Consider the following 23,073-nt stretch of genomic DNA (forward strand, 5'->3'; position numbering starts at 1 on the left):
GTATGGCAGACATTAAAGTTTTAGTACCCTTCATCCTATCATGGGAAGGGGGATTCGTCAATGATCCGGACGATAAAGGTGGAGCGACAAACAAAGGTGTTACTATCGCAACCTGGAAGAAGGTAGGATACGACAAGGACGGGGACGGAGACATCGACGTCGACGACCTGAGACTATTATCTCCGGCAGATATGGAGAAATGTGTCTTGAAACCACACTATTGGGATCGCTGTAAGGCTGATAACATTCAAAGCCAGGATATCGCCAATATCCTGGTAGATTGGGTTTGGGCTAGTGGAGCCTGGGGAATCAAATACACCCAGGAAATTTTGGGTATCAATGCGGACGGGATAGTAGGACCGAAAACAATTGCTGCTATTAATGCAGCTAATCCGGAAGAACTATTCCGTAAAATATGGAATCGTAGAGAACAACATTTTCGTGCTTGCGCATCCAAGCCGGGGCAAGCCAAGTTTCTGAAGGGATGGTTGCGGAGATTGGACGGTATTCGATACGGGAAACTAATTCTGAATGTATGAGAGCCTTATTAGTCACAGTTATATTAGTCTTGATGTCATCATGCCGGACATCAAGGCTAAGTTCATCAGTCTTGAATGAACGCGATAGTGTTTATATTGAGATTGAAAAATTGGTTCCGGTGGAAATTCCGGCAGACAGTGCGGCAATCCGCGCTTTACTTGAATGTGATAAGAATGGCAAAGTCGTATTGAAGTGGCTTGATGTGGCCAACTCAAAAAATGTGCAGCTTCAATTTCTGTTGGATAGCCTGGGAAATCTGAGGACTAATTTTAAAGTGCCGCCGGATACTGTGTATCTTCCATCGAAAGAGACGTCTCTGTCTACTAACAAAAAAAGAGTGGAAACTATAACAGTAGAAGTCGAAAGGAAATTAACTAAATGGCAACGGTTCTGTATCCGGTTTACTACCATCATACTAATCATTGCCGGAATATCATTGATTTTGTTCGTTCGTAGAAAATTCAAAATATAATGGAAATCAGACAGAGGGCAACCGTAGAAGTTCAGGTAAACGGTGAAGATGCTAAAAAAGAGTTGCAGTCCCTTGAGAGTTATGCAAACAATCTCAAAGGACGATTGGCTGAAGCATACAAATCAGGAGATACAAAAAAAATAAAACAGCTAGAAAAAGAGTTGCGTGAAACAAATGCGCAACTCAAAGTCATGCGTACCAATGCTAAAAACATTGATGTCGCCATGAATAATATTGGGTTGGCCACTCCAAAAGAATTGCGTAACCTGATAAAAGACATTAATGCTAAACTTTCTTCCGGTCATGTTAAACGCGGATCGGCCGAATGGAGGAAGTACCAGGAACAACTGAAATTGGTAAATGCTGAAATAAGGAAAGTCAACGGTGAAATAAAGGAGACACAAGGATGGCTCACACGGTTTAATAACGGATTTTCAAAGTGGGGTGGCTTGCTCGCTTCTACGGCTGCCGCGATTACAGGTGTTTCGATGGCTCTCTCTGTATTACGTAAGAATCGTGACGAAAAAGAATCTTCAGCCGCGAATTTGAAAGCGTTAACCGGTCTCGATGATAATTCTATTCAATGGCTGAAAAGGCAGGCTGAAATCCTGTCTACAGCTATGGATAAATCTAAGTTACGAGTAACTCAATCCAGTAAGGAGATTCTGGAAGCCTATATGTTAGTTGGTTCGGCAAAACCGGACTTACTAACCAATAAAGAAGCTTTGAACGCCGTAACGATTGAGGCGATGCGCCTTGCTTCTGCTGCAAAAATGGATTTGAAAGACGCAGTGGAAGCTATTACCGTATCTTTGAATCAATATAGTGCAGGAGCTGACCAGGCAGGTCGGTTCACGAATGTGTTGGCGGCAGGTTCTCAAAAAGGTTCCGCGGGTGTTGTTAGTCAGGCGGCTGCCATTGTTAAAGCAGGTGTTTCGGCATCCGGAGCAAAGGTTCAATTTGAAGAGCTGGTCGGAACCATTGAGATGTTAGGTGAAAAAGGTATAAAAGATGAAGTGGCCGGAACTGGACTCAAGAAATTCTTTTTGGTTCTTCAAACTGGGGCAAAAGAAACCAATCCGGCTATCGTAGGACTTGATAAGGCATTGGAGAACTTGCAGAAAAAGCGTATGAGTGCCAAGGCAATCAAAGATATATTTGGGGAAGAGGGGTACAATGTAGCCAAAATCTTAATTGATAATACCGCAAAAGTAAAAGAATATACAAAAGCGGTTACAGGAACGAATGTTGCAATGATACAAGCTGCCATCAATTCTGATACCAACGAGGCAAAAATGGCTCAATACAAAAATCAGATAAAGGAAGCTGGAATTCAGTTAATGGAAAAATTGAACCCGTCATTATCCGCATTAACAGGATGGACGACCAAGCTAATTAAGGCTGCTCCGGCGTTGATTGACTGGACACAGCAATATGGGCGTACTATCGTTTATGCGGGTACTGTTTTGACTGCTTATATTGTGGCAAAGAAACTCCATTGGTTTTGGCTTAATAAGGTCAAAACAGAAACCGGACAATATATCCTGGTACAGAAGTTAAAGCAATTTTGGGATAAAGCGGTTACAGCTTCCACCTGGTTATATATAGCGGCTACATCTGTTTTGACCGGTAGGGTGAAACAGGCACGATTGGCAATGCAGGCTTTCTTCTTAGTGACAAAATTCCATCCGTTAGGACTTCTTTTAACTGTAATAACAGCCGTAGCCGGAGGCATTTATTTACTTGCTACCAGGACAAAAAAAGCTAAAACACTAACAGAAGAATTTTTCTCTGCCATTAGTGAAGAAAGGAACGAATTGAATAAGATTTATAATCAGCTTTTAAAAACAAATGAGAAAACGGCGGAAAGGACTAGGCTAATTAATGAATTTAACTCCGGATTCGGTAAGTATCTTACAAATTTGCTTGATGAGAAAAGTACTGTTGACGATATAAAAAAGGCATATAAAGAGGCAACGGCAGCCATGAATGATCATTATGCCCGTGAGTTATTAGCGAGTAAACAAAGTGAAATAGTAAAAGAGAGTCTGGACGAACAATCGAAAGCTCTTAAAAAATCTGTTGATATTGCCATTAATGCAACAAAGGACCAAAAAGCTAGGTTGTCGGAATTGATTAATGACGTAACGAATCAGGTAATAACTGATAATCCGGACTATGGAGTCGGGAATGTGAAACAGAAAATATATGAGCAAATTAATCGGGAGTTTGGCTCAGGTGCAGCTTATGACCTATTTGGAGGTTCACAAGGATGGGAAGATTTCTCAAAAGAGATTTCTCCATTTATAAAAGCGGCTGATAAGACAATAAACAAGGTCGCCAAATTAAAAGATGAGTTGGCTCCGTTTATTAAAAACCTATCTAGTTCTCCAGTCGAAAATAGTAATGACGGGAATGATGATGGTACCCCCCCAAGTGATGATCTTACTGATAAGGAAAAACAGAAGATATTGAAAGAGAATCTCAAAAACGTGGAAGCGGCTGCCGCTAAGGAAGAAGCAATTATAAAAGCGAAGTATGCCAAAGGAGATATGGCGTACCGGGAGTACTGCAAGGCTATAAATGAAAATGATATAAAGGAGCTTGATAATAAGATGGCACTTTATGCCGAAGACAGTAATGAATATAATCAGTTGTTATCAAAGAAGCAGGATTTATTAAAGAAGGGGCTTGACCAGGAGACTAGATTCACCATTGATGAAATAGAAGCTCGTGCCAAAGAAGAAGAGATAGCCCTTGTTTCTGACTATCATAATCGTAAAATAACGAAATACGCACTAGAAGAAGGACTGTTTCAGGTAGATATTGAAGCATTACAGAAAAAGCAGTCTCTGTATGCAAAAGATTCAAAAGAATGGCAGGATTATGAAAAACAGATAATAGATCGTGAAAATAGGGAGAAGCTCCGAAAACAGGAAGAATTTCAGAGGCTTCTATCATCCATACGCGGTGAGTATTCCAAAAAGGACATAAACCAATTAATGCAAGAAGAATTGGATGGAATTGATTATCTTCATAAAAATGGTCTACTCAAGGAAGAAGAATACCAAAAGTTAATTAGGGCTATCAAAAGGAAGTATCTGAAAGAGAAAATAGATCAAACAAATAATCCAACACCGGGTGAAGACCCTACAAAGGAAGGTTTGGGCGGTGATTTCAAAAGGTTGAAAGAGGAACATGCTTTGATTAATGATGCAGAAAAACAAGGGGTGATAACTCATAAAGAGGCTCTACAACAGAAGGCGGAAGCAAATGCGGAATATCTTGAAAAATTAAAAGAAAAAGTAGAAGCTGTTTATTCATCCATTAGTACAATTGTTACAGCCTATTCTAATTATTCAAATGCCTGTCAAGATTTGGAAGTAGCCAAGATAGAGAAGAAGTATGATGATGAAATTAAGGCTGCCGGAAACAATACCAAAAAGACAAAGAAGCTGGAAGAGGAAAAGGAAAAGGAAATTGCCAAGGTCAAAACTAAATATAATAATAGAGCAATGAAGATTGAGATTGCTCAAGCTTTTGCAAGCATGGCAATGTCAGCAATCAACGCTTATTCTTCAGCGGTTAAAGTTCCTCTTATTGGTTATATTCTTGCACCAATTGCGGCTGCTTCCGCCATCGCTGCGGGTATGATGAATATTGCCGCAATTAAGAAACAACACCAGGCTCAGGAACTAGGGTATTACTCCGGCGGTTTTACTCCCCAAAATAGTGATTCAAAAAAAGAAGTGGGAATTGTACATGCCAATGAGTTTATAGCTAATCACAAGGCGGTTAACAATCCGGCACTAAGTCCTGTACTTCAGTTGATTGATTCCGCACAGAAAAATAATACTGTTGGTTCACTAACCGCAGAAGATGTTTCAACGGCTTTAGGCAAAGGCAAGGCTTATTCTGTTTCTTCATCGAATACATCTGTTACCGGGGATGAAAGGACAGAATTGGTCTTGGGATTAATTTCAAATTCAATGAATAGAGCATCTGAAGTCATAGAAGGACTAGCCGCCCGCTTAGATGAAGGAATTGAATCCTATGTGACCATTGATGGAGAACGGGGATTCGAGAGACAGTACAGTCATTATAAAAAACTAAAAGCTAATAAGTCTAGGTAATATGAATGAACTCTATATAAACAATAACAAAGTGCATATAAATGAGGCTACATCAATTAAGTTAGTAGACGAAAATACTTATTTTACGAAGAGTGGCAAATACACGTTTGATATTGAGGTCCCACTAAAGGGATGCAACGAGAACCTGAAAAAGATAGGTCATATTAATAGGCTTGATGTAACACAGTCTACCGTCAATATGAACGCCCGACTAATAGCCGATGGGCATAAAATCATTGATGGTACAGCAACCGTGACACAGGTGACAGAAGAGAAGATGAAGATACAGATTCTGTCCGGAAATGCAGAGTTTAATTTTCTATCTAAGTTTCAGAACTTGTACATAGATGAAATGGATTTGGGAGGTGTTACAGATGAAAATGGTAACCTGTACAATGAAGATGACTATGTTACATATTTATTTTATTCATCTAACAAATATAAAATAATGTACGGACTTTATGGTGAGACAGACTTTGTATTCTTCCCAGTACATGACACGCAGAATGATGTAGTTCATAATGATGTATGTGTCAGAATTGGTGGGACAGTGACATTCCCTCGTACTGTTTATAATTATGATTCGATATTTCATCCGGGTGATTATGGAGGATATGTAGCGACTCTAGCAGTACAACCCTATTGGTGCTTTATAATTAAGAAAATATTTAGTGTTTTGGGATATACAGTTGTTGAAAACCAGATAGAAAACACAGTACTGAAAAATGCTTTTATTGCGAACGCTAAACGTACTTTGACTTTTAATCAGGTATTACCGCATTGGACTATTGCGCAATTCATTGAGGAAATAGAGCATTTTTTTGGTGTAATAATAGAAGCTGATGATTCTAATAAAGAAATACGAATCATAAGAAGAGCAATGTATTTTGACCAGGAAAAAGTCTATTTGGATGATGTTTACGATGAGTTTGAAGTAGATGTAGATGAAGAGAGAGCAGAGGATATATCGGATGCAAATATAACGTATGCTTTTGAATCGGTAGATAAATATTTGCGTGTGGATGAGAGTATCACGGAAGTTATTGAAGTGAAAAAGTTTAATTCCTACTCGGACTTAAAGGGCTATTATGATAGTTTGGATGATGCCAATAAAAAGAAATATATCTATGAATCCGGTGGAAGTCAATACATAGATTACAGAGAAGGGGACAGTCGGTATCTGAGAAAAATAAATCAATTTAGGAATCTGACAAGAAATGAAGAAAAAGATACTATTGAGTTGAAGATTATTCCGGTTCAAATGGAAGTTGGAGAATCTTTTTTAGAAGATACTGGAACGTCTGGTACAATGTTGCAGTGTCATTGTAATATTGTGAGGATGAAAGCGGCGGCAGATGATTATAACGGGAAGCCTTCCGATGTGCAGGATTTGATTGAAGGTAATTCTCAAACAAAATCTGACCGTGATATTATAGAATTGGCAATGAATGACGGAGAAAGACAACGCCTGTCATGGGTGACATGGCCCCCTGGGAATTTCAAATATCCGTGGGGATTTGTTCTGACGGATGATTTGATGGCTGGGGATAAAAATAGAGGATTTTCCTTTGAATTGAACAAGGTAGACGGGGTTATGACAATGTATGACCTTATATATGGCAGTACCATGAAAGTAAATACAGAAGCCGAACTGCACGTTAAGTTTGTAACAAATAAGATGTATAGTCCAATGAGCCTTTTTATTATCCGGAACAAACCGTATATCTGCAAGCAGATAGAATATAAAGTGGATAATAAGGGGATTGACCCTCAAAAAACCGGATACTTCTACGAGGCTACTTAAAATAGCCCGTCGAAGTGTTTGGTTTCTTCATGTACGGGCAGATTTTCCCCTTGCAAATATTTGTTAGTGGTAGAAACGTCTGCATGGCGTGCTTGGTCACGAGCTATGACTATTCCTTCAGAATTAGCAAGGTCCCTGATGCCTGTATCTTTCAGCGAATAGAATTGGTACGAATCGGGGAATTTTAATGCAGCCCGTACTTTGTTAAAGTAAGTTCTGTATGCTCTTGGACTGGATTTTTCGAGTGAAGGCATGAAACCAGGCCCGAATAGATAGCAATCACTTTCGTGGGAGAAGGTATTAAGTTCAATCATAAACTTAATCAATGTATCATTCAGACCTACCATACCATCCTTCCGGTTCTTTGAAACGCTTGAGGGTACGAAAACTTTTTGTTCTTTCAGGTAAATGTCTTGTAGCTTTATGTTTGATAGTTCCTCAGGACGAATCAGAGTATAATACTCAAATTGGCATAGCAGAAGGAAGTAGGGATTTGTTGTCTGAAGATATGACCTTAATTTAACCAGGTCTTTAGGCGATATTGGATTTCTCTTCTTTGCTCCTTCCGTTATTGATTTTATATCTTCCATCGGATTTTTATCCATATAGTTCTTTTCTGTTAACCAGGTGCAGAATGAAGATAACCAGGTACGATAATTGTTTCGTGTACGCGCTGATGAATCACGGTCAATGAGTATATAGTCTAAGAAATCACTGGCAAAGACTTTATCAAATTGATATATGTAGAGGATTGGCTTTACTCTTTTTTCGTTGTACTCGGATAGAATTTTAATTCGCTTTTTGTAGTCCAAGTACGTAGTCTCTTTATAAGAGTGTGATTTATATAACTTAGTGATATATTTATAATATAATTCTGTAATATCTACGAATAAAGTGTATTGGCGAGAATTGGATGTGTCCGCCCAAGGATTCCAACCGGAACGGAGCTGGTAAGTTAGATTAGTGATAATTTCTGTTGCTCTTTTTTTCCGTTCAGTAACCTTATCAATTCCGTCAAGCATATACTTTTTCCGTTTCATCTTTTGTTCCAACGGATCATAAGAATTGAAGTCGATATACCAGTTCTTTCCTGTGTGAAGTTTGGGTAATGTGTACCCGATGATATTATCTATTGAAGCACCTTTTCTTTTAGTTAGAGACATTTTTTTCTACGTTTTTTCGATTTTTAAAACGTAGGATGGTTGATACTCTGAAAAAATAGTGTCCGACATTTGTCCGACCTGTAAACGATAAACAGCCGTAAGTTATTAACTTACAGCTGTTTGACCTTGCACGGGAGGAGAGGCTCGAACTCCCGACACCCGGTTTTGGAGACCGGTGCTCTACCAACTGAGCTACTCCCGTATTTGCGGCTGCAAAGGTAGTATAAACTTTTGAACTACCAAAAAAACGGGTAAATAACTTTTGAATTATTTTAATTTCTCCCACTCATCGGGCTTAAAACCGACCAGGACAAAGCTGTCCGTCACTACCAATGGGCGTTTCACCAATTTACCGTTCGTAGCTAATAGTGCTATTTGTTCTTCTTCACTCATGCCTGGTAGCTTCTCGCTCAGTTTCAGTTCTTTATAAACTAATCCGCTAGTGTTGAAGAATTTCTTTATAGGCAGACCGCTGCGGGGAATCCATGCTTTTAGCTCTTCCACCGTAGGATTTTCTTCTACAATTAACCGATTTGTATACTCAATGTTATTTTCTGTTAACCACTTCCTGGCTTTCTGGCAGGTACTGCATGCCGGGTACTGCAAAAATAAAGGTGTCATACTCTTTTTTTCTAATTTATCATTTAATACTTGTCACTTTATACTTATGATAGTAGCTGCAAATCCTGATACATAATCCGGTAAGCAGCCGCTTTCTTGTCCAATGCCAGCGGGTAGGCCCGCGAGGAAGAAGGCATACGGTATAACCTCATAGCCCGTCCTTCAAAAACGAATTCCGCGTAATCGCCTACTTTCGGTTCTTCCACATCGAACTGCTGCCGGAGCGTATCCGTAGCTTTTTGCCCCGTGGTGACGATTGCCTTACATTCGGGAAGCTGACGAAGCAATGCTGCTACGTCGGTGGCTTCCACCACTTCCAGAAACTTGTCCGAAGCATTATCCTGCAATCTGCGAATAGAAGAAGCCGTATCGAACAGCGCAATCCCTTTTTCGTTCAAAAAGTCTATAATCCGTTCGCGGACGAACGCTTTTCGTGTCTCGTTCAGGAAATAATCTTTGTTATTGAAGAATAAAACACCGAAAATGCGCCACATATCATTGTTCAGGTTCGGATAGTAGAAGTCCATCGACCATCGTTTCTTCTGTGGCGGAAAACTCCCCAGCATAAGTAGTTTTGTTTTCGCGGGGAGAAACGGTTCTAACGGATGTTTTTCGATTTCCATTTTTATGCGTTATTTAATTTCTTGCAAAAATAATGATTCTATTTATTTCCCTCAAAATCAATGCGGAAAAATGCTATATTTAAAATAATTAGTTATTTTTGCAGCATAATGAATGCATGGTCTAACGTAATATCATTGAGAGTAAGAGTAGTTGTTAGTTGCTGTTTAATAAGCCTGTTCTTTTTCCTGAGTGAAAAATGTTATGCTTCAGAGCAACAAGTGTTAAAACAAACAGTAGAAACCCCTGCTGATAAAACGACAGTAAGGGGGCGTGTTGTCGATACCAAAGGTGAACCGCTTATCGGTGCAACTGTACGTGAGAAAGGAGGAGCCAACGGAACTGTGACCGATATTGACGGGAATTTCTTCTTGTCCGTGCCGGACAGCGCTGTTTTACAAATATCCTTTATTGGCTATGAGACAACAGAAGTCAAGGTGGCAGGCAGAACCATGCTCGAAATCACCCTTCAGGAGAGTGCCATAGAGCTTGACCATGTTATTGTGACCGCCTTGGGACTTGAAAAGGATGAGGCTACACTGGCTTATTCCGCCCAGAAAATAAAAGGAGAAGAATTCAGCCGCGTAAAAGAAATCAATATGATTACCGCCCTTGCCGGAAAAGCTGCCGGGGTGCAAGTCAATAAGAACTCATCCGGTATGGGTGGCTCGGCAAAAATCAGTCTTCGTGGTATCCGTTCGGCTTTCGGAGATAACCAGCCGCTGTATGTAATAGACGGAGTACCGATGTCCAATACTTCTTCGGAACAATCTTATTCAGCTATCGGCGGAACAGCCAATGCCGGAAACAGGGATGGGGGAGACGGTATCTCGAATCTGAATCCGGAAGATGTGGAAAGTATCAGTATCCTGAAGGGTGCTCCCGCCGCTGCTCTATATGGAAGTATGGCAGCCAATGGCGTAATTCTTATTACTACCAAGAAAGGAAATTCTACCGGACAGAGAAATATTCATTTTTCCACCGGATTAACTTTTGATAAAGCGTTCAGCTTGCCTGAAATGCAAAATCATTATGGAGTAAGTGATGCGGTAGACAGTTGGGGGGAGAAGGGGTACTTGCCGACGAATAATACTCTGAAAGATTTCTTCCGTACGGGACTGACGTCCATCACTTCCGTATCCGTAAGCTACGGAAATGAAAGCCTGCAAACTTACTTCTCTTATGCCAATACAACCGGAAAAGGGATTATTGACAAGAATAAACTGAGAAAACACAATATCAATTTGCGTGAAACGGCTACCATGTTCAACAAACGTCTGAAACTGGACGGTAACGTTAATGTCATGAAGCAAACAGTGGAGAACAAGCCTGTTTCAGGTGGTTTCTATATGAATCCGTTGGTAGGACTTTACCGCTTTCCCCGGGGAGAGGATTTATCTTATTATAAAGATAACTTTGAAACCTATGATGCCGAAAGAAAACTGGGCGTACAAAACTGGCATACGTTTACCGAGGACTTCGAGCAGAATCCCTATTGGATTGTGAACCGCATACAAAGTAAGGAAACACGTACGCGCGTTATCCTTGCACTCTCGGCAAGTTTCAAGGTGAATAACTGGTTGACGATTCAGGCTCGTGGCAATATGGATTATTGGAGCGATAAGTTACGTCAGCAATTCTATGCTTCCACTGCTACCGCTTTGTGCGGAGCAAACGGGCGGTATATTGAAATGGATTATCAGGAGACGCAGATGTATGGTGACATCATGGCTATGTTCAAGAAAACCTGGGGCGATTTTACGCTGGATGCGGCTATCGGCGGCAGTATCAATGATAGAGTTACAAACTCTACCCGCTACGACTCGAAGAATGCTTCTTTGCATTTTGCCAATGTGTTTAATATCGCCAATATTGTGATGAATAGTTCTGCCAGTATCGACCAGAAAATAGATGCGCATCGTCAGTTGCAATCACTCTTTGGTACGGCGCAGATTGGCTATAAGGAAAAAATATTCCTTGACTTGACAGCCCGCAATGACTGGGCGTCCACCCTCTCTCATACAACGCATGAAAAATCGGGCTTTGCTTACCCTTCTGCCGGTATTTCCATATTGCTCGATAAATGGGTGAAGATGCCCGAATGGGTTTCTTTTGCAAAGCTGCGTGGTGCTTACAGTAAGGTAGGTAACGATATTCCACCGCATATAACCAATCCCTCTTCACATATCAATGCCGGCGGAGAGATGCAGGCGAATGATGCGGCTCCTTTTAGAGAAATGGAACCGGAAATGACTCATGCCATCGAATTTGGAACGGAATGGCGATTTTTTCAGCATCGCTTGGGAGTTAACCTGACTTATTATCGTACCAATACTTATAATCAGTTTTTCAAACTTCCCGCACTTGCAGGAGATGTATTTGCTTTCCGATATGTAAATGCCGGAAATATTCAGAACCGAGGATGGGAAGTGATACTGAACGCGACTCTGGTATTGAACTCTGATTTTAGTTGGAAAACCTCTCTGAACTTCTCTTCCAACAAGAATAAAATTGTGAAATTGCATGATGATCTGAAAGAGATGGTGTATGGGCCTACTAGTTTCTCTTCCAGCTATGCAATGAAACTTATAAAAGGCGGTTCTATCGGCGATATTTATGGTAAAGCCTTTGTGCGTGACGACAAAGGAAATATTGTCTACGAAACAGAAGGCGATAATAAAGGACTTCCGTCAGTGGAAGGAGACGGAAATACGATAAAAGTAGGAAATGCCAATCCTGTCTTTATGATGGGATGGAACCATACCTTCTCTTACAAAGGTTTCAGCCTTTACTTCTTGCTTGACTGGCGTTATGGCGGTGAAGTGCTGTCGCAGACACAAGCGGAAATGGATCTTTACGGAGTTTCGGAGGTAACAGCAGATGCACGGGATAGGGGATATGTCATACTCGAAGGGCAGAAGATAAACAATGTAAAAGGATTCTACAAGACAGTGGGCGGACGTGCCGGAGTGACGGAGTACTATATGTATGATGCCACCAACCTGCGATTGCGCGAGGTGTCGTTAAGCTATAATCTCCCCAAGCAATGGTTGCAGAAAACGAAAGTTCTGAAAGATGTGCAGCTTGCGTTTGTAGCCCGCAATCTTTGTTTCTTGTATAAGAAAGCTCCTTTTGACCCTGATTTAGTACTTTCTACAGGAAATGACAACCAGGGTATCGAAGTATTCGGAATGCCCACTACCCGGAGTCTGGGCTTCTCGGTGAAATGTGAATTTTAAAAGTAGGAGAGAGGAATGAAGAAGAAATATATACATCTATATCTGGTAGGTTTACTGCTGCTTTCCGTTGCATGTACCGGAAACTTCCGTGACTATAATACCGACTTGTCCGGCATCACGGACGATGACCTGATTATTGATGACAACGGCTATGGAATCCGCATAGGGATTATCCAACAAGGCATTTACTTTAATTACGACTTCGGAAAAGGAAAAAACTGGCCTTTCCAGTTGATACAGAACTTGAATGCGGATATGTTCAGTGGCTATATGCATGACGGCAAACCACTGAACGGTGGTTCGCACAACTCCGACTATAATATGCAGGACGGTTGGAACAGTGCCATGTGGACGCATATGTATTCGTATATCTTTCCTCAAATATATCAATCGGAGAATGCCACCCGTAACACGCAACCGGCTCTGTTCGCTATCACCAAAATACTAAAGGTAGAAGCCATGCATCGGGTGACGGATTATTACGGCCCTATCATCTACAAAAACTTCGCCAACGCAGCCGAACATTATCGTCCCGACACCCAAAAGGATGTCTATTATGAATTCTTCAACGAACTCGACTCTGCCGTGGTCGCCCTTACCGGCTATATAGAGGAAAATCCGGATGCCAACGGCTTCGCCCGTTTCGATATATTGCTGGATGGCAAATATTCCTCCTGGATGAAGTTCGCCAATTCCCTACGTCTGCGCCTTGCCATGCGCCTTGCATCTGTTGCTTCCGACAAGGCACAGACTGAAATTGCGAAAATAAAGGAAAACGACTACGGTTTCTTTGAAATGGCAGCTGAGGGAGCGTCAGTCTCCACCCAATCGGGATATACCAACCCGTTGGGAGAACTCAACCTCGTTTGGAAAGAAACCTATATGAGTGCCCCTATGGAATCCATCCTTACCGGCTATAATGACCCTCGTCTTAAGGCCTACTTCGCACCTTGTACGGACGCAGAACTCAATAAAGGATATCGTGGCATCCGTCAGGGAACCTGCTTTGCCCACAATCATTATGCCGGACTGTCAAAACTCTCTGTCACCCAATCTACCAATGCCCCTCTGATGACCGCTTCGGAAATCTGGTTCCTGCGTGCTGAAGCCGCTTTACGTGGTTGGACAGACGAAGATGAAGAAATCTGCTATCGGAACGGAGTGATTACCTCTTTCCAACAATGGGGAGTCTATGGTGTAGAAGACTACCTGCAAAGCGAACTGACCGCTTCGGACTTTATCGACACCTACGACGAAGAAAACAACATCGAAGCCCGCTGCAAAGTCTCACCCAAATGGAACCGGCAGGACGATAAGGAAACGAAACTCGAAAAGATAATCACTCAAAAATGGATTGCCATGTTTCCCGAAGGCTGTGAAGCCTGGGCTGAACAAAGGCGGACAGGCTATCCCCGCTTGTTCCCCGTGCGCTTCAATCACAGCAAAAACGGATGCATAGATACGGAAATCATGGTACGCCGTCTCAACTTCCCCGGCACCCTGCAAACGGAAGATCCGGAACAATATCTTGCCCTCGTTGAAGCTCTGGGTGGAGAAGACCATGGCGGCACACGTCTTTGGTGGGATACAGGAAATAACAACCTGGAATAAAAAAATTATGGACGTATTACAACAAGCCCCCGAAGCGATTCGAAGCATATTCTCTTCGGGAATCACCACCGGCGGGCTAACTACAATTATAGCAAATATAGTAATACGTGTAAAAGAAGAAAAGGATTAGTCCTCAATACTTAAATTACTCATTTTATCAGTAATATGGAAGGGGAAATCAGGATACTCGTAAAGACTGAAGCGAGGTTCGGTTTCCCCTTTCGTATAGCTCCATATGGAAGCATAATCTTCCGGGTCTTCCCCCATTCGCGCCAACTGGCGCAGATAAGCCGCCAACGACTTATTCTCCACAATATAAATCTGTCCCATCTGATTGATAATCGGACTATGATGGCGCGTACCATCATGCTCAAAACGCAGAATACGTTTCCCTTCTTCCGTCAGCCCCACCAACTGGAAAGTCATACTCTTACCGATAGCCGGTAAATTCAATACGCTACGATCCGTAGCCAGGAAAGGTAAATGATGCTTTCTCATAAAGCGTCTCAACTGTTTGGCAACATCCTCTTTGGTCTCCTCTTCCGTTCCCACCTTCGTCTCCAGAATCCGATACAACTCTTCCGCTTGCTCCGAAGTCATCCGTCCATATATCTTTTCTTCCTGCTGCTCCTGCATTGAACGGCTGTTCGGCGCAAATACCGCATAATTCTCATTGAATCCCTTCACGGAAAAAGTATAATAACACATCACCCCCAAAGAATTGAGCACCTGCCGAAGCCGTGTAGTATGTCCTCGTCGCGAAGCCGCCACCGTATATACCAACTGATTCGTAATAATCCATCCCGCAGAAAGAATCTTCCGGATCGCCTCTTTAGCTTCCGGTGTCACCTCCAGTGGCGTCTGAAAATGCGTCTGGATAATAAACTGCTTCACCCCGACAGCCGAAGCCTTTTCCTTAAACTCCCGCAAAAGTTCCACCAGTCCGTCATTGATGCGCATCGGTAAATAAGCCAACAACCGTGACCCTAACCGTACCCGTTGCAGCTCCGCATATTTCTCACCTTCCGGCCGTTCAAGATTCGCTTTCTGCTTCCGCGCAGCCATCCGGTACACCGCATCCAAAATATGCTGAAGCGTCTTATTCTGACTCATCAACGCATCCCCACCGGTAATAAGAATATCCCGCAACTGCGTATCCTCTTCAAAGTATGTCATCAACCGCCGCAACTTGCGTTCCCACGATTCCTTCGGCCGTAAAGACTCAAACTCAAAATTCAACCGTTCACTCTGAAAATCATACATTCGCTGACAAGAAGCACAAAGTCCGCCACAAGCCCTTCCCATCGTATCAGGAATAAGAATCGCCACTTCCGGATACCGCCGGTGAATATTATGCCCGTCCGGCAACAACCACCCCGCCGCATTCGGCTTTCCTGCCTCTACAATGTCTTCCTTCTCCCACGCATGAATATTCCCATACGTCTCCACCAACCGCGGCGAATAAAGAATATAACTCCGAATCGCCTCGTCATTATACCCATACCCCGTAACATTCAGCAACGACAAATAATAAGGAGTCGCAAAAAACGGCATCCCCTTCTTCCGCGCCCGATAAAGCAAATACATAGTCTCCGACGAAAGCGAATTCCCCAGGAACCGGTTCAACTCCCCCGGACTCTTCACCGCCATCGCCAAGTGAAAGCGGAAATCATTCCACCACTCACTCACCAACCGGTACTTCTCCTCATAACTCATCCCGTCCTCAAAGTGAAAACGCACCGAAGGCTTCGACTTCTTGTTCTCAATCTTCTGAATCAGCAAATGCAGCATCCGTTCCTTATTCTCGTCCCGCACCTCGCGTACCTCTTCGTCCAACCCCGTTTCCCACCGGTCATTCCGGCTCTTGATACGCTGAGCCGACGGCAAAGGCACTACATCTCCCTTTAACCGCCTGAACATCTGAAAAATCTCAATAAACAAATCCGTCGGCATCTCCATATTCTCCAACGTCCCCATCAGAAACTCATAAAGCAACCGAATCGTCCGTACCGGCATATCCTGTCCTGTAGACAGTTCGTGCACATCCACCCCATCATACTGAAGTAAAAGTCGAATTTGCTCCCTCGCCTCCTCCGCAGCCCCATCCTTCATACCACAAGACTCCAGAAATCTCAGCAACCCAGCCTTAAAGTCGTCAACAGTAACGCTCCCCTCAGCTATCTCCACCAATTCCGGTATCTCCTGATTATAAATTTGTTTCAACTGTGAAAAAGTAAGCGTAAGCATTTTCTTTTGTTTCATAAGCAATCTATCCTTTTTATTATTGTTGTTTATTATAAAGTATAAGTCTAAAAACATGAGTAGCCCCCACACCCCGCATGGTTCCCCCGGCCTCGTCTGAACGGCGTCAAGCGTAGGTCTTATTCCCGGCGTCAAAAAGGGCAGACTGTTTGAGCGAAGCGAGTTTCTGCCCTTTTTGACGCCGGGGATGAGACCGAAGGAGCCGGGCAGACGCAGCCTTGATTTTTTCTTTTTGGTACTTTTTCTTTTGTATCAAGACAAAAGAAAAAAGTACATAAAGATAACAAAAAAAGCGGAAGTACAAAACCCCCGCTTTTTCTATCATGTCAATCTTTACGATTTTCTAACATTTAAAGCAACTTATTTTTTCGTTTCCGTGTCATCGTTCTTCCGTTTCGGCTCTTTCTTGGCCAGCAGAACGATATTATACACATAATCCGTCATCCACTGTTCCGAATATCCCAAACGCTCCTTGTACTGACGTACGGCCGTCGCCGTCTTATGCACGTCGTCCGCTTTCCACACCGTCTTGGTGCAAACATCATGTACCGTCTTCTGCGTCATGCCGTAAAGAGCCTTCTTGAAGATAGACGGCATACGGAACTTCCATTGCATCAGATTCCCCATCAACATCATCAAGTCATTAGAGAATCCCTGATACATAAACAAATACGACTGAATATCATTCTGTGTACGGCAATTGCGTTTCACCGAAGTATCTATCTCTTTAAAGAAACTCTCCTTCAACCCATAATCCTGCATCAACATCTTGCGGGAAGCTGCCTTCTCCGCCAGCCCCAACTTGCCATTCTGCGTAGGCACTTTAAACAAACGTTTAAAATTAGCCACGTCCGGCAAGAAGCGGATATTTGTAATACCAAGATTAGTGGCGATAACTGACTGGAAATAAACCCGTGTCAGAGATATGAAATCTTCTACATTGCCGACTTTCGTTTCATCGGATTTCTTCTTGAATAAACCAAATAAGCCCATTGTTATATTTACAATTTTATTATTTACAATTTACTATTTGAACGTGTGGTAGTCATGCTGCATTCCAACCACTTGATACTTTGCGCGCAAAGGTACAAAAAACAGTTGGGTTTCACCAACATTCCAAGTCCTTTTCGATGTCCGGCATTGTCTCTTTTTTGAAAACAGGACTCTGAATCCCCGCTTTCTTCTGCACCCGGTAATCATTGAGCAACCGGATTGCATACTTCCCGAGGAAAAGAATAGCCACCAAGTTACAGATAGCCATCAACGCCATTGTGACATCTGCCAGACTCCATACCATATCCAGCGTAGCCAGTGAGCCGAAAAGCACCATCCCGCCGACTAAAATCCTGTACGCATGAAGCACCCACTTCCTTTGAGTAATAAAACGTATATTAGCCTCACCATAATAATAATTTCCCAAAATACTGCTGAAAGCAAAGAAGAAAAGAGCCACAGCTACAAAGATACTACCCGACGCCCCGATTTCATTTGTCAACGCCTGTTGAGTAAGCTGCACCCCGTTTGCCGAACCATCCAACGGCGCCCCGCTGAACAAAATAATAAAAGCCGTACATGTACAAATCAATAACGTATCCGTAAAAACAGCCAAAGTCTGTATCAACCCCTGCTTTACCGGATGGCTGACATGAGCCGTAGCCGCCGCATTCGGAGCCGAACCCATACCCGCCTCATTGCTGAACAGACCCCGCTTGATCCCCTGCATCAGCGCCATGCCGACTCCGCCCGCCAACGCCTGTTCCCATCCGAAAGCATGACTGACAATAAGCGCGATAACATCCGGTAAATGCCTGATATTAAGAACCACAATCACCAGCGCCAAACCAATATACCCCAACGCCATCACCGGCACAATCACACTACTGACACGGGCAATCCGACGAATACCGCCGAAAATGATAACCAACGTCAGGATCGTCAGCACCCCACCCAATATGGCATGATTGAAACCGAACGCATGTTCCGCGGCAGCACAAATCGTATTACTCTGCACAGAATTGAACGCAAACCCGAAAGTAACACTAATCAACACAGCGAAAAGCATCCCCATCCACGGCTGTTTCAACCCCTTCTTCATATAATAAGCAGGTCCTCCGATGAAAGAATCTTTCCCCCGTATCTTATACAACTGTCCGAGCGTAGATTCAATAAAAGCACTCGAAGCCCCCAGTAAGGCAATCACCCACATCCAAAAGATAGCCCCCGGACCACCGATAGCGATAGCCGTAGCCACTCCCGCAAGATTTCCCGTCCCTACACGACTGGCGATAGAGATGGCAAATGCCTGGAAAGACGACACATGTTTCTCCGCGTGTTTCCCTTTTCCGGCAGATTCGCTGAGCAACACAATCATTTCGCGAATCATGCGGAACTGCACGAAGCGTGTCCGTATGCTGAACCAAACGGCACATCCTAAAAGCATGATGATTAGGATATACGTCCAAAGAATATCATTTATTTCATTGATAAAAGTCATAGTTAAGTATTAAGTATCCAATATTGTTTGTGGTCATTCGCTTTTCATCCGGAAGTAAAATTTATGATTTTCGAATACAGGCTCCACAATATCATAACGAACAAATTTGGCAAGCAGATGTTCAGCAGCCCGGCGTGAAACTCCTGTCTGACGGCAATAGCGGTTGAGCGAAAGTAATGCTCCCCGTTCCAGTTGTTCCAGTAAAAGCTGTTCGCGCTCAGTGTAGCGGATAAGTTCTCCACGCGGGCTGTCGCTTTGTTGCCATACACGGAGATGTATAGGAGTTGCCAATATATTTTCATCCTTGATGCGGAGATAGGCGAGCGGTTTGCCCGTTTCGTCTTTGGCATATACCGGTTTGTGGGGAGTTTCTTCGATGGTAGCCACTAAGACCTGTCTTCCTTCCACTATATATGTTTTCAGGGTGTATTCCACTTTCGGCACACAATAAAGTTGTGCGGCAGCTTCAATCATATACTTCTCCTCTTCGGAGCGTACCCCTGCGATTTTCCCATTGTCTTTTACACCAATAAGTAACCGTCCTCCGTCGGTGTTGGCAAAAGCAGAGAGAGTCTTGGCTATTTTGCGTGCGTCGGAAATTTCGAACTTAAAATCCTGTTGTTGATGCTCACCTTCAGCAATCAGTGCATGTATATAATCGGTATCTGTAAGCGGTTTCATGACTGCAAAGGTAGATAAAAAAGGTGAAAACCCCTTTTTTTGCATAATTTTCGGGGAATAATTCAAAAAAAATATTGTTTTTATGCGTTTATTTCAGGAAACAGTGTATTTTTGCGGCACATTATTAACGAAAAAAATAAAAGGATTATGAAAGAATTGGTAGAAAAAGTAGCAGCTCTTTATGCTGACTTCTCAAAAGATGCTAACGCTCAGATTGAAAACGGTAACAAAGCAGCAGGAACTCGTGCTCGTAAGGCTTCTTTGGAAATCGAAAAAGCAATGAAAGAATTCCGTAAAGCATCTTTGGAAGCTTCTAAGAACTAATAGTTAGAAGACTACTAAGATATTAGAAAAAAGAGGAGGGTCTGTCGTAAGCGACAGACCCTCTTACTTTTTTCTATTTGGCTGAAAACTCATTTTGGTAGGTTTATGAGCTGAATGCTTATGCTCAATAGTGATTGAGTATATGATTAATAATAAAGCAGGAAATAACATACTGCAAGAATTAGTTGTACGACACCCGGGTCTCATACAACTTGTTTATATAGCACAAATATTTCTTGAATATATATCGTTTCATTCATTTCTGTTGCGGTTTCTAGTGAATAAAGAACTTTATGGAATCATTGAAAATGAATACTAGAATCAAATTTAATCGTATATTTGCGCAGGTAATCAGAACGGGAATTTATGAATGAAAATGTCTTGGCTAAACTGAAGATACTTGCGGAATCCGCGAAGTACGATGTTTCCTGCTCTTCCAGCGGCACAGTGCGCTCCAACAAACCGGGGACATTGGGCAATACTGTGGGAGGATGGGGGATATGCCATAGTTTTGCCGAAGACGGGCGGTGCATATCACTGCTGAAAATCATGCTTACCAATTACTGCATCTACGATTGCGCCTACTGCATCAACCGGCGTAGTAACGACCTTCCGCGTGCCACCTTCTCCGTATCCGAACTGGTGGAGCTGACGATGGAATTCTATCGTCGCAACTATATAGAAGGTCTGTTTCTCAGTTCCGGCGTTGTCCGCAACCCCGACTATACGATGGAACGCCTTGTGCGTGTTGCCAAAGACCTGCGACTGGTGCATCGCTTCAACGGATATATCCATCTGAAAAGCATCCCCGGCGCCAGCCGTGAACTGGTGAACGAGGCCGGACTGTATGCCGACCGTCTCAGCGTCAATGTCGAAATTCCCAAAGAAGAAAACTTGAAACTGCTTGCACCGGAAAAAGACCATAAAAGCGTCTTTGCCCCGATGAAATATATCCAGCAAGGCGTATTGGAGAGCAAGGAAGAACGGCAGAAATTCCGCCATGCCCCGCGCTTCGCACCTGCCGGACAGAGTACGCAAGTCATCGTCGGCGCCACTTCCGAGTCCGATAAAGATATTCTGTTCCTCTCGTCGGCACTCTACAACCGTCCCACGATGAAGCGTGTCTACTACTCCGGCTATGTCTCCGTAAATACTTACGACAAGCGCCTGCCCGCCTTGAAGCAACCACCGCTGGTACGCGAAAACCGGCTTTACCAAGCCGACTGGCTGCTGCGTTTCTACCAGTTCAAAGTAGACGAAATAGTGGACGACTCCTATCCGGATCTCGACCTCGAAATAGACCCGAAACTCTCGTGGGCCTTGCGCCATCCCGAACATTTCCCCGTCGACATCAATAAGGCGGATTACGAAATGCTTCTCCGTGTGCCGGGCATCGGCGTGAAATCGGCGAAGCTGATCGTCGCTTCCCGACGTTTCTCCCGACTGGGCTTTTACGAATTGAAAAAGATAGGAGTAGTGATGAAGAAAGCGCAATATTTCATCACCTGCAAAGAACTTCCCCTGCAAATGCAGACCGTGAACGAGCTTTCACCGCAACGGGTACGCACCCTGCTGCTGCCGAAACCTAAAAAGAAAGTGGACGAACGCCAGTTGATACTTGACTTCGGAGAATGAACATCTATATCTACGATAAAACCTTTGATGGTCTGCTGACTGCTGTTTTTGACGCCTATTTCCGCAAGACCTTTCCCGACGAACTCTTGTCGGAAGGAGATGCTTTGCCCTTATTCTATGACGAGTTGCATACGGTAGTCACCGACGAAGAGAAAGCCGCCCGTGTATGGCGTGGATTGCAGAAGAAAGTTTCGTCTTCGGCATTAGGGTGCCTTACTCAAAGTTGGTTGTCGGAACTGCCGGAAGTGGGAATGCTTATTTTCCGTTATATCCGCAAGGCGATTGATTCTCCCCGTTCCATTGAAACCAATTTTGCTGATCCGGATGTACTGAAACTAGCACAAATCTGGAAAAAGGTGGATGGCGAACGCGTACACCTGATGCAGTTCGTCCGTTTTCAGAAAGCGGCGGACGGGACGTTCTTCGCTGCTTTCGAACCGCAATTTAACGCATTACCGCTTACCATTCATCACTTTAAAGACCGCTTTGCCGACCAAAAGTGGATTATCTATGATATGAAACGTCGCTATGGCTTTTATTACGACTTGCAGGATGTGACAACGATTTCTTTTGATGATGACAGCCGCGAATCCCATCTGATTACGGGAATGCTTGACGAAAGTCTGATGGATAAAGACGAAAAACTCTTCCAGCAACTTTGGAAAACATATTTCAAGGCGATTTGTATAAAAGAACGCATGAACCCGAGGAAGCACAAGCAGGATATGCCTGTGCGCTATTGGAAATATTTGACGGAGAAGCAACGATAACCCGATAGTGGGGGAAGAGGAGGTAGTTACTCGATTCGCTGCACCGTTACGTCCGGAAATTCCTGTATCAGGGAAAGCAGATGCCCTTCATCATTGTTCCGCTTGGACTTGATAACCATTGTCACTTGATAAAACTCCGATTCGCCCGGATGCAATGTTTCCATATCGTAGGAGACTATCAGGTAGTCCTTGGAGTTGAATCTGTCCGCTATCAGTTTCAGCGTGTCTTTATTGGCGGTAGAGAAAGAAACCAGTGAACTTTTCATGCCGATACTTTTGAAAAGGTAACTAAGCAGTTCCAGTCCGACGAGAGTCAGCACCATGGCGGCAATACCGATAGTGTACATTCCTGCGCCGACTGCCAGTCCGATGCCTGCCGTAGCCCAAATGCCGGCGGCAGTGGTCAGTCCGCGGACGATTTGTTTCTGAAAGATAATGGTTCCTGCACCGATAAATCCGATGCCGCTGACAACTTGCGCCGCTACACGACTGGGGTCGAGCGTCACGCTGCTTTCTTTGATAATCTCTTGAAATCCGTATTGGGAAACAATCATAATGAGGGCACTGCCTAGCGAAACGAGGAAATGAGTACGGTATCCGGCTTCTTTGGCACGGTATTCACGGTCTAGTCCGATAATGGCTCCAAGTATTCCGGCAACTAGCAAGCGTAATATAAAATCCATATTCAACATCATACGTTCAG

General features: G+C 43.4%; 18 protein-coding genes and 1 tRNA gene. 10 read left to right on the plus strand and 9 right to left on the minus strand.

Features of this window, described 5'->3' with window-relative positions:
- The first annotated feature begins 2 nt into the window (after nt 1-2).
- The 4 genes from BQ7997_RS21225 to BQ7997_RS21240 are packed head-to-tail and all read left to right on the plus strand — an operon-like array spanning nt 3 to nt 6,949.
- Nucleotides 3-539 carry a glycoside hydrolase family 108 protein gene (locus tag BQ7997_RS21225; RefSeq protein ID WP_073347947.1) on the plus strand — a complete coding sequence of 179 codons (537 nt, stop codon included), beginning with the start codon at nt 3-5 and terminating at the stop codon, nt 537-539.
- A complete protein-coding gene (locus tag BQ7997_RS21230) occupies nt 536-1,012 on the plus strand; it encodes a hypothetical protein (protein ID WP_073347948.1) in 477 nt (158 codons plus the stop codon). Before BQ7997_RS21225 ends, BQ7997_RS21230 begins: the two co-directional genes overlap by 4 nt.
- Entirely contained in the window at nt 1,012-5,145 is a 4,134-nt protein-coding gene (locus BQ7997_RS21235; RefSeq protein ID WP_073347949.1) for a phage tail tape measure protein, read from the plus strand. The genes BQ7997_RS21230 and BQ7997_RS21235 overlap by 1 nt, the downstream gene beginning before the upstream one ends.
- A 1-nt stretch (nt 5,146) precedes the next feature.
- Complete coding sequence (locus BQ7997_RS21240) at nt 5,147-6,949, plus strand: hypothetical protein (RefSeq protein WP_073347950.1); 1,803 nt, start codon at nt 5,147-5,149, stop codon at nt 6,947-6,949.
- Here the strand turns inward: BQ7997_RS21240 and BQ7997_RS21245 are convergent.
- From BQ7997_RS21245 to BQ7997_RS21260, 4 genes are all read right to left on the minus strand, one after another.
- Nucleotides 6,946-8,112, minus strand: coding sequence for a tyrosine-type recombinase/integrase (locus tag BQ7997_RS21245; protein WP_073347951.1), 1,167 nt, complete (start codon nt 8,110-8,112; stop codon nt 6,946-6,948). The two genes, BQ7997_RS21240 and BQ7997_RS21245, sit on opposite strands and share 4 nt — an antisense overlap.
- A gap of 129 nt (nt 8,113-8,241) precedes the next feature.
- Nucleotides 8,242-8,314, minus strand: a tRNA-Trp gene (locus BQ7997_RS21250).
- Nucleotides 8,315-8,379: 65 nt separating this feature from the next.
- Nucleotides 8,380-8,733, minus strand: coding sequence for an arsenate reductase family protein (locus BQ7997_RS21255; protein WP_022138774.1), 354 nt, complete (start codon nt 8,731-8,733; stop codon nt 8,380-8,382).
- Nucleotides 8,734-8,777: 44 nt separating this feature from the next.
- Nucleotides 8,778-9,356: a uracil-DNA glycosylase family protein gene (locus BQ7997_RS21260; protein WP_073347952.1), complete on the minus strand. Its 579-nt coding sequence runs from the start codon at nt 9,354-9,356 to the stop codon at nt 8,778-8,780.
- 108 nt (nt 9,357-9,464) lie between these two features.
- Here BQ7997_RS21260 and BQ7997_RS21265 point away from each other — a divergent pair, with 108 nt between their 5' ends.
- From BQ7997_RS21265 to BQ7997_RS26030, 3 genes are read left to right on the plus strand one after another with little or no spacing between them, the layout of a single operon-like run.
- Nucleotides 9,465-12,593 carry a SusC/RagA family TonB-linked outer membrane protein gene (locus BQ7997_RS21265; protein WP_073348498.1) on the plus strand — a complete coding sequence of 1,043 codons (3,129 nt, stop codon included), beginning with the start codon at nt 9,465-9,467 and terminating at the stop codon, nt 12,591-12,593.
- Nucleotides 12,594-12,608: 15 nt separating this feature from the next.
- Entirely contained in the window at nt 12,609-14,204 is a 1,596-nt protein-coding gene (locus tag BQ7997_RS21270; RefSeq protein WP_073347953.1) for a SusD/RagB family nutrient-binding outer membrane lipoprotein, read from the plus strand.
- A 7-nt stretch (nt 14,205-14,211) separates the two neighbouring features.
- Nucleotides 14,212-14,334: a hypothetical protein gene (locus BQ7997_RS26030; protein ID WP_262481160.1), complete on the plus strand. Its 123-nt coding sequence runs from the start codon at nt 14,212-14,214 to the stop codon at nt 14,332-14,334.
- Here BQ7997_RS26030 and BQ7997_RS21280 read toward each other — a convergent pair.
- The 4 genes from BQ7997_RS21280 to BQ7997_RS21300 all read right to left on the minus strand — a co-directional run bounded on the left by BQ7997_RS21280 (nt 14,331) and on the right by BQ7997_RS21300 (nt 19,641).
- Nucleotides 14,331-16,466, minus strand: coding sequence for a KamA family radical SAM protein (locus BQ7997_RS21280; RefSeq protein ID WP_073348499.1), 2,136 nt, complete (start codon nt 16,464-16,466; stop codon nt 14,331-14,333). The two genes, BQ7997_RS26030 and BQ7997_RS21280, sit on opposite strands and share 4 nt — an antisense overlap.
- 360 nt (nt 16,467-16,826) lie before the next feature.
- On the minus strand, nt 16,827-17,459 hold the full coding sequence (locus BQ7997_RS21290) for a hypothetical protein (RefSeq protein WP_044653515.1): 633 nt from the start codon (nt 17,457-17,459) through the stop codon (nt 16,827-16,829).
- A gap of 112 nt (nt 17,460-17,571) precedes the next feature.
- Nucleotides 17,572-18,960, minus strand: coding sequence for an alanine/glycine:cation symporter family protein (locus BQ7997_RS21295; RefSeq protein WP_073347955.1), 1,389 nt, complete (start codon nt 18,958-18,960; stop codon nt 17,572-17,574).
- Nucleotides 18,961-18,993: 33 nt separating this feature from the next.
- Complete coding sequence (locus tag BQ7997_RS21300; protein ID WP_073347956.1) at nt 18,994-19,641, minus strand: AlbA family DNA-binding domain-containing protein; 648 nt, start codon at nt 19,639-19,641, stop codon at nt 18,994-18,996.
- Between the two features lie 147 nt (nt 19,642-19,788).
- On the opposite strand from BQ7997_RS21300, the gene BQ7997_RS21305 reads away from it, so the two are divergent.
- The 3 genes from BQ7997_RS21305 to BQ7997_RS21315 all read left to right on the plus strand — a co-directional run bounded on the left by BQ7997_RS21305 (nt 19,789) and on the right by BQ7997_RS21315 (nt 22,370).
- Nucleotides 19,789-19,965 carry a histone H1 gene (locus BQ7997_RS21305; protein ID WP_008760134.1) on the plus strand — a complete coding sequence of 59 codons (177 nt, stop codon included), beginning with the start codon at nt 19,789-19,791 and terminating at the stop codon, nt 19,963-19,965.
- A gap of 366 nt (nt 19,966-20,331) precedes the next feature.
- Nucleotides 20,332-21,600, plus strand: coding sequence for a putative DNA modification/repair radical SAM protein (locus BQ7997_RS21310; RefSeq protein ID WP_022138161.1), 1,269 nt, complete (start codon nt 20,332-20,334; stop codon nt 21,598-21,600).
- Nucleotides 21,597-22,370 carry a TIGR03915 family putative DNA repair protein gene (locus BQ7997_RS21315; RefSeq protein ID WP_022138160.1) on the plus strand — a complete coding sequence of 258 codons (774 nt, stop codon included), beginning with the start codon at nt 21,597-21,599 and terminating at the stop codon, nt 22,368-22,370. The genes BQ7997_RS21310 and BQ7997_RS21315 overlap by 4 nt, the downstream gene beginning before the upstream one ends.
- A gap of 26 nt (nt 22,371-22,396) precedes the next feature.
- On the opposite strand, the gene BQ7997_RS21320 is transcribed toward BQ7997_RS21315, so the two are convergent.
- Nucleotides 22,397-23,065, minus strand: coding sequence for an MgtC/SapB family protein (locus tag BQ7997_RS21320; RefSeq protein ID WP_073347957.1), 669 nt, complete (start codon nt 23,063-23,065; stop codon nt 22,397-22,399).
- Nucleotides 23,066-23,073: the final 8 nt, after the last annotated feature.

The sequence above is a fragment of the Bacteroides congonensis genome, assembly GCF_900130125.1.
In the GTDB taxonomy this organism is placed as follows: Bacteria; Bacteroidota; Bacteroidia; order Bacteroidales; family Bacteroidaceae; genus Bacteroides; species Bacteroides congonensis.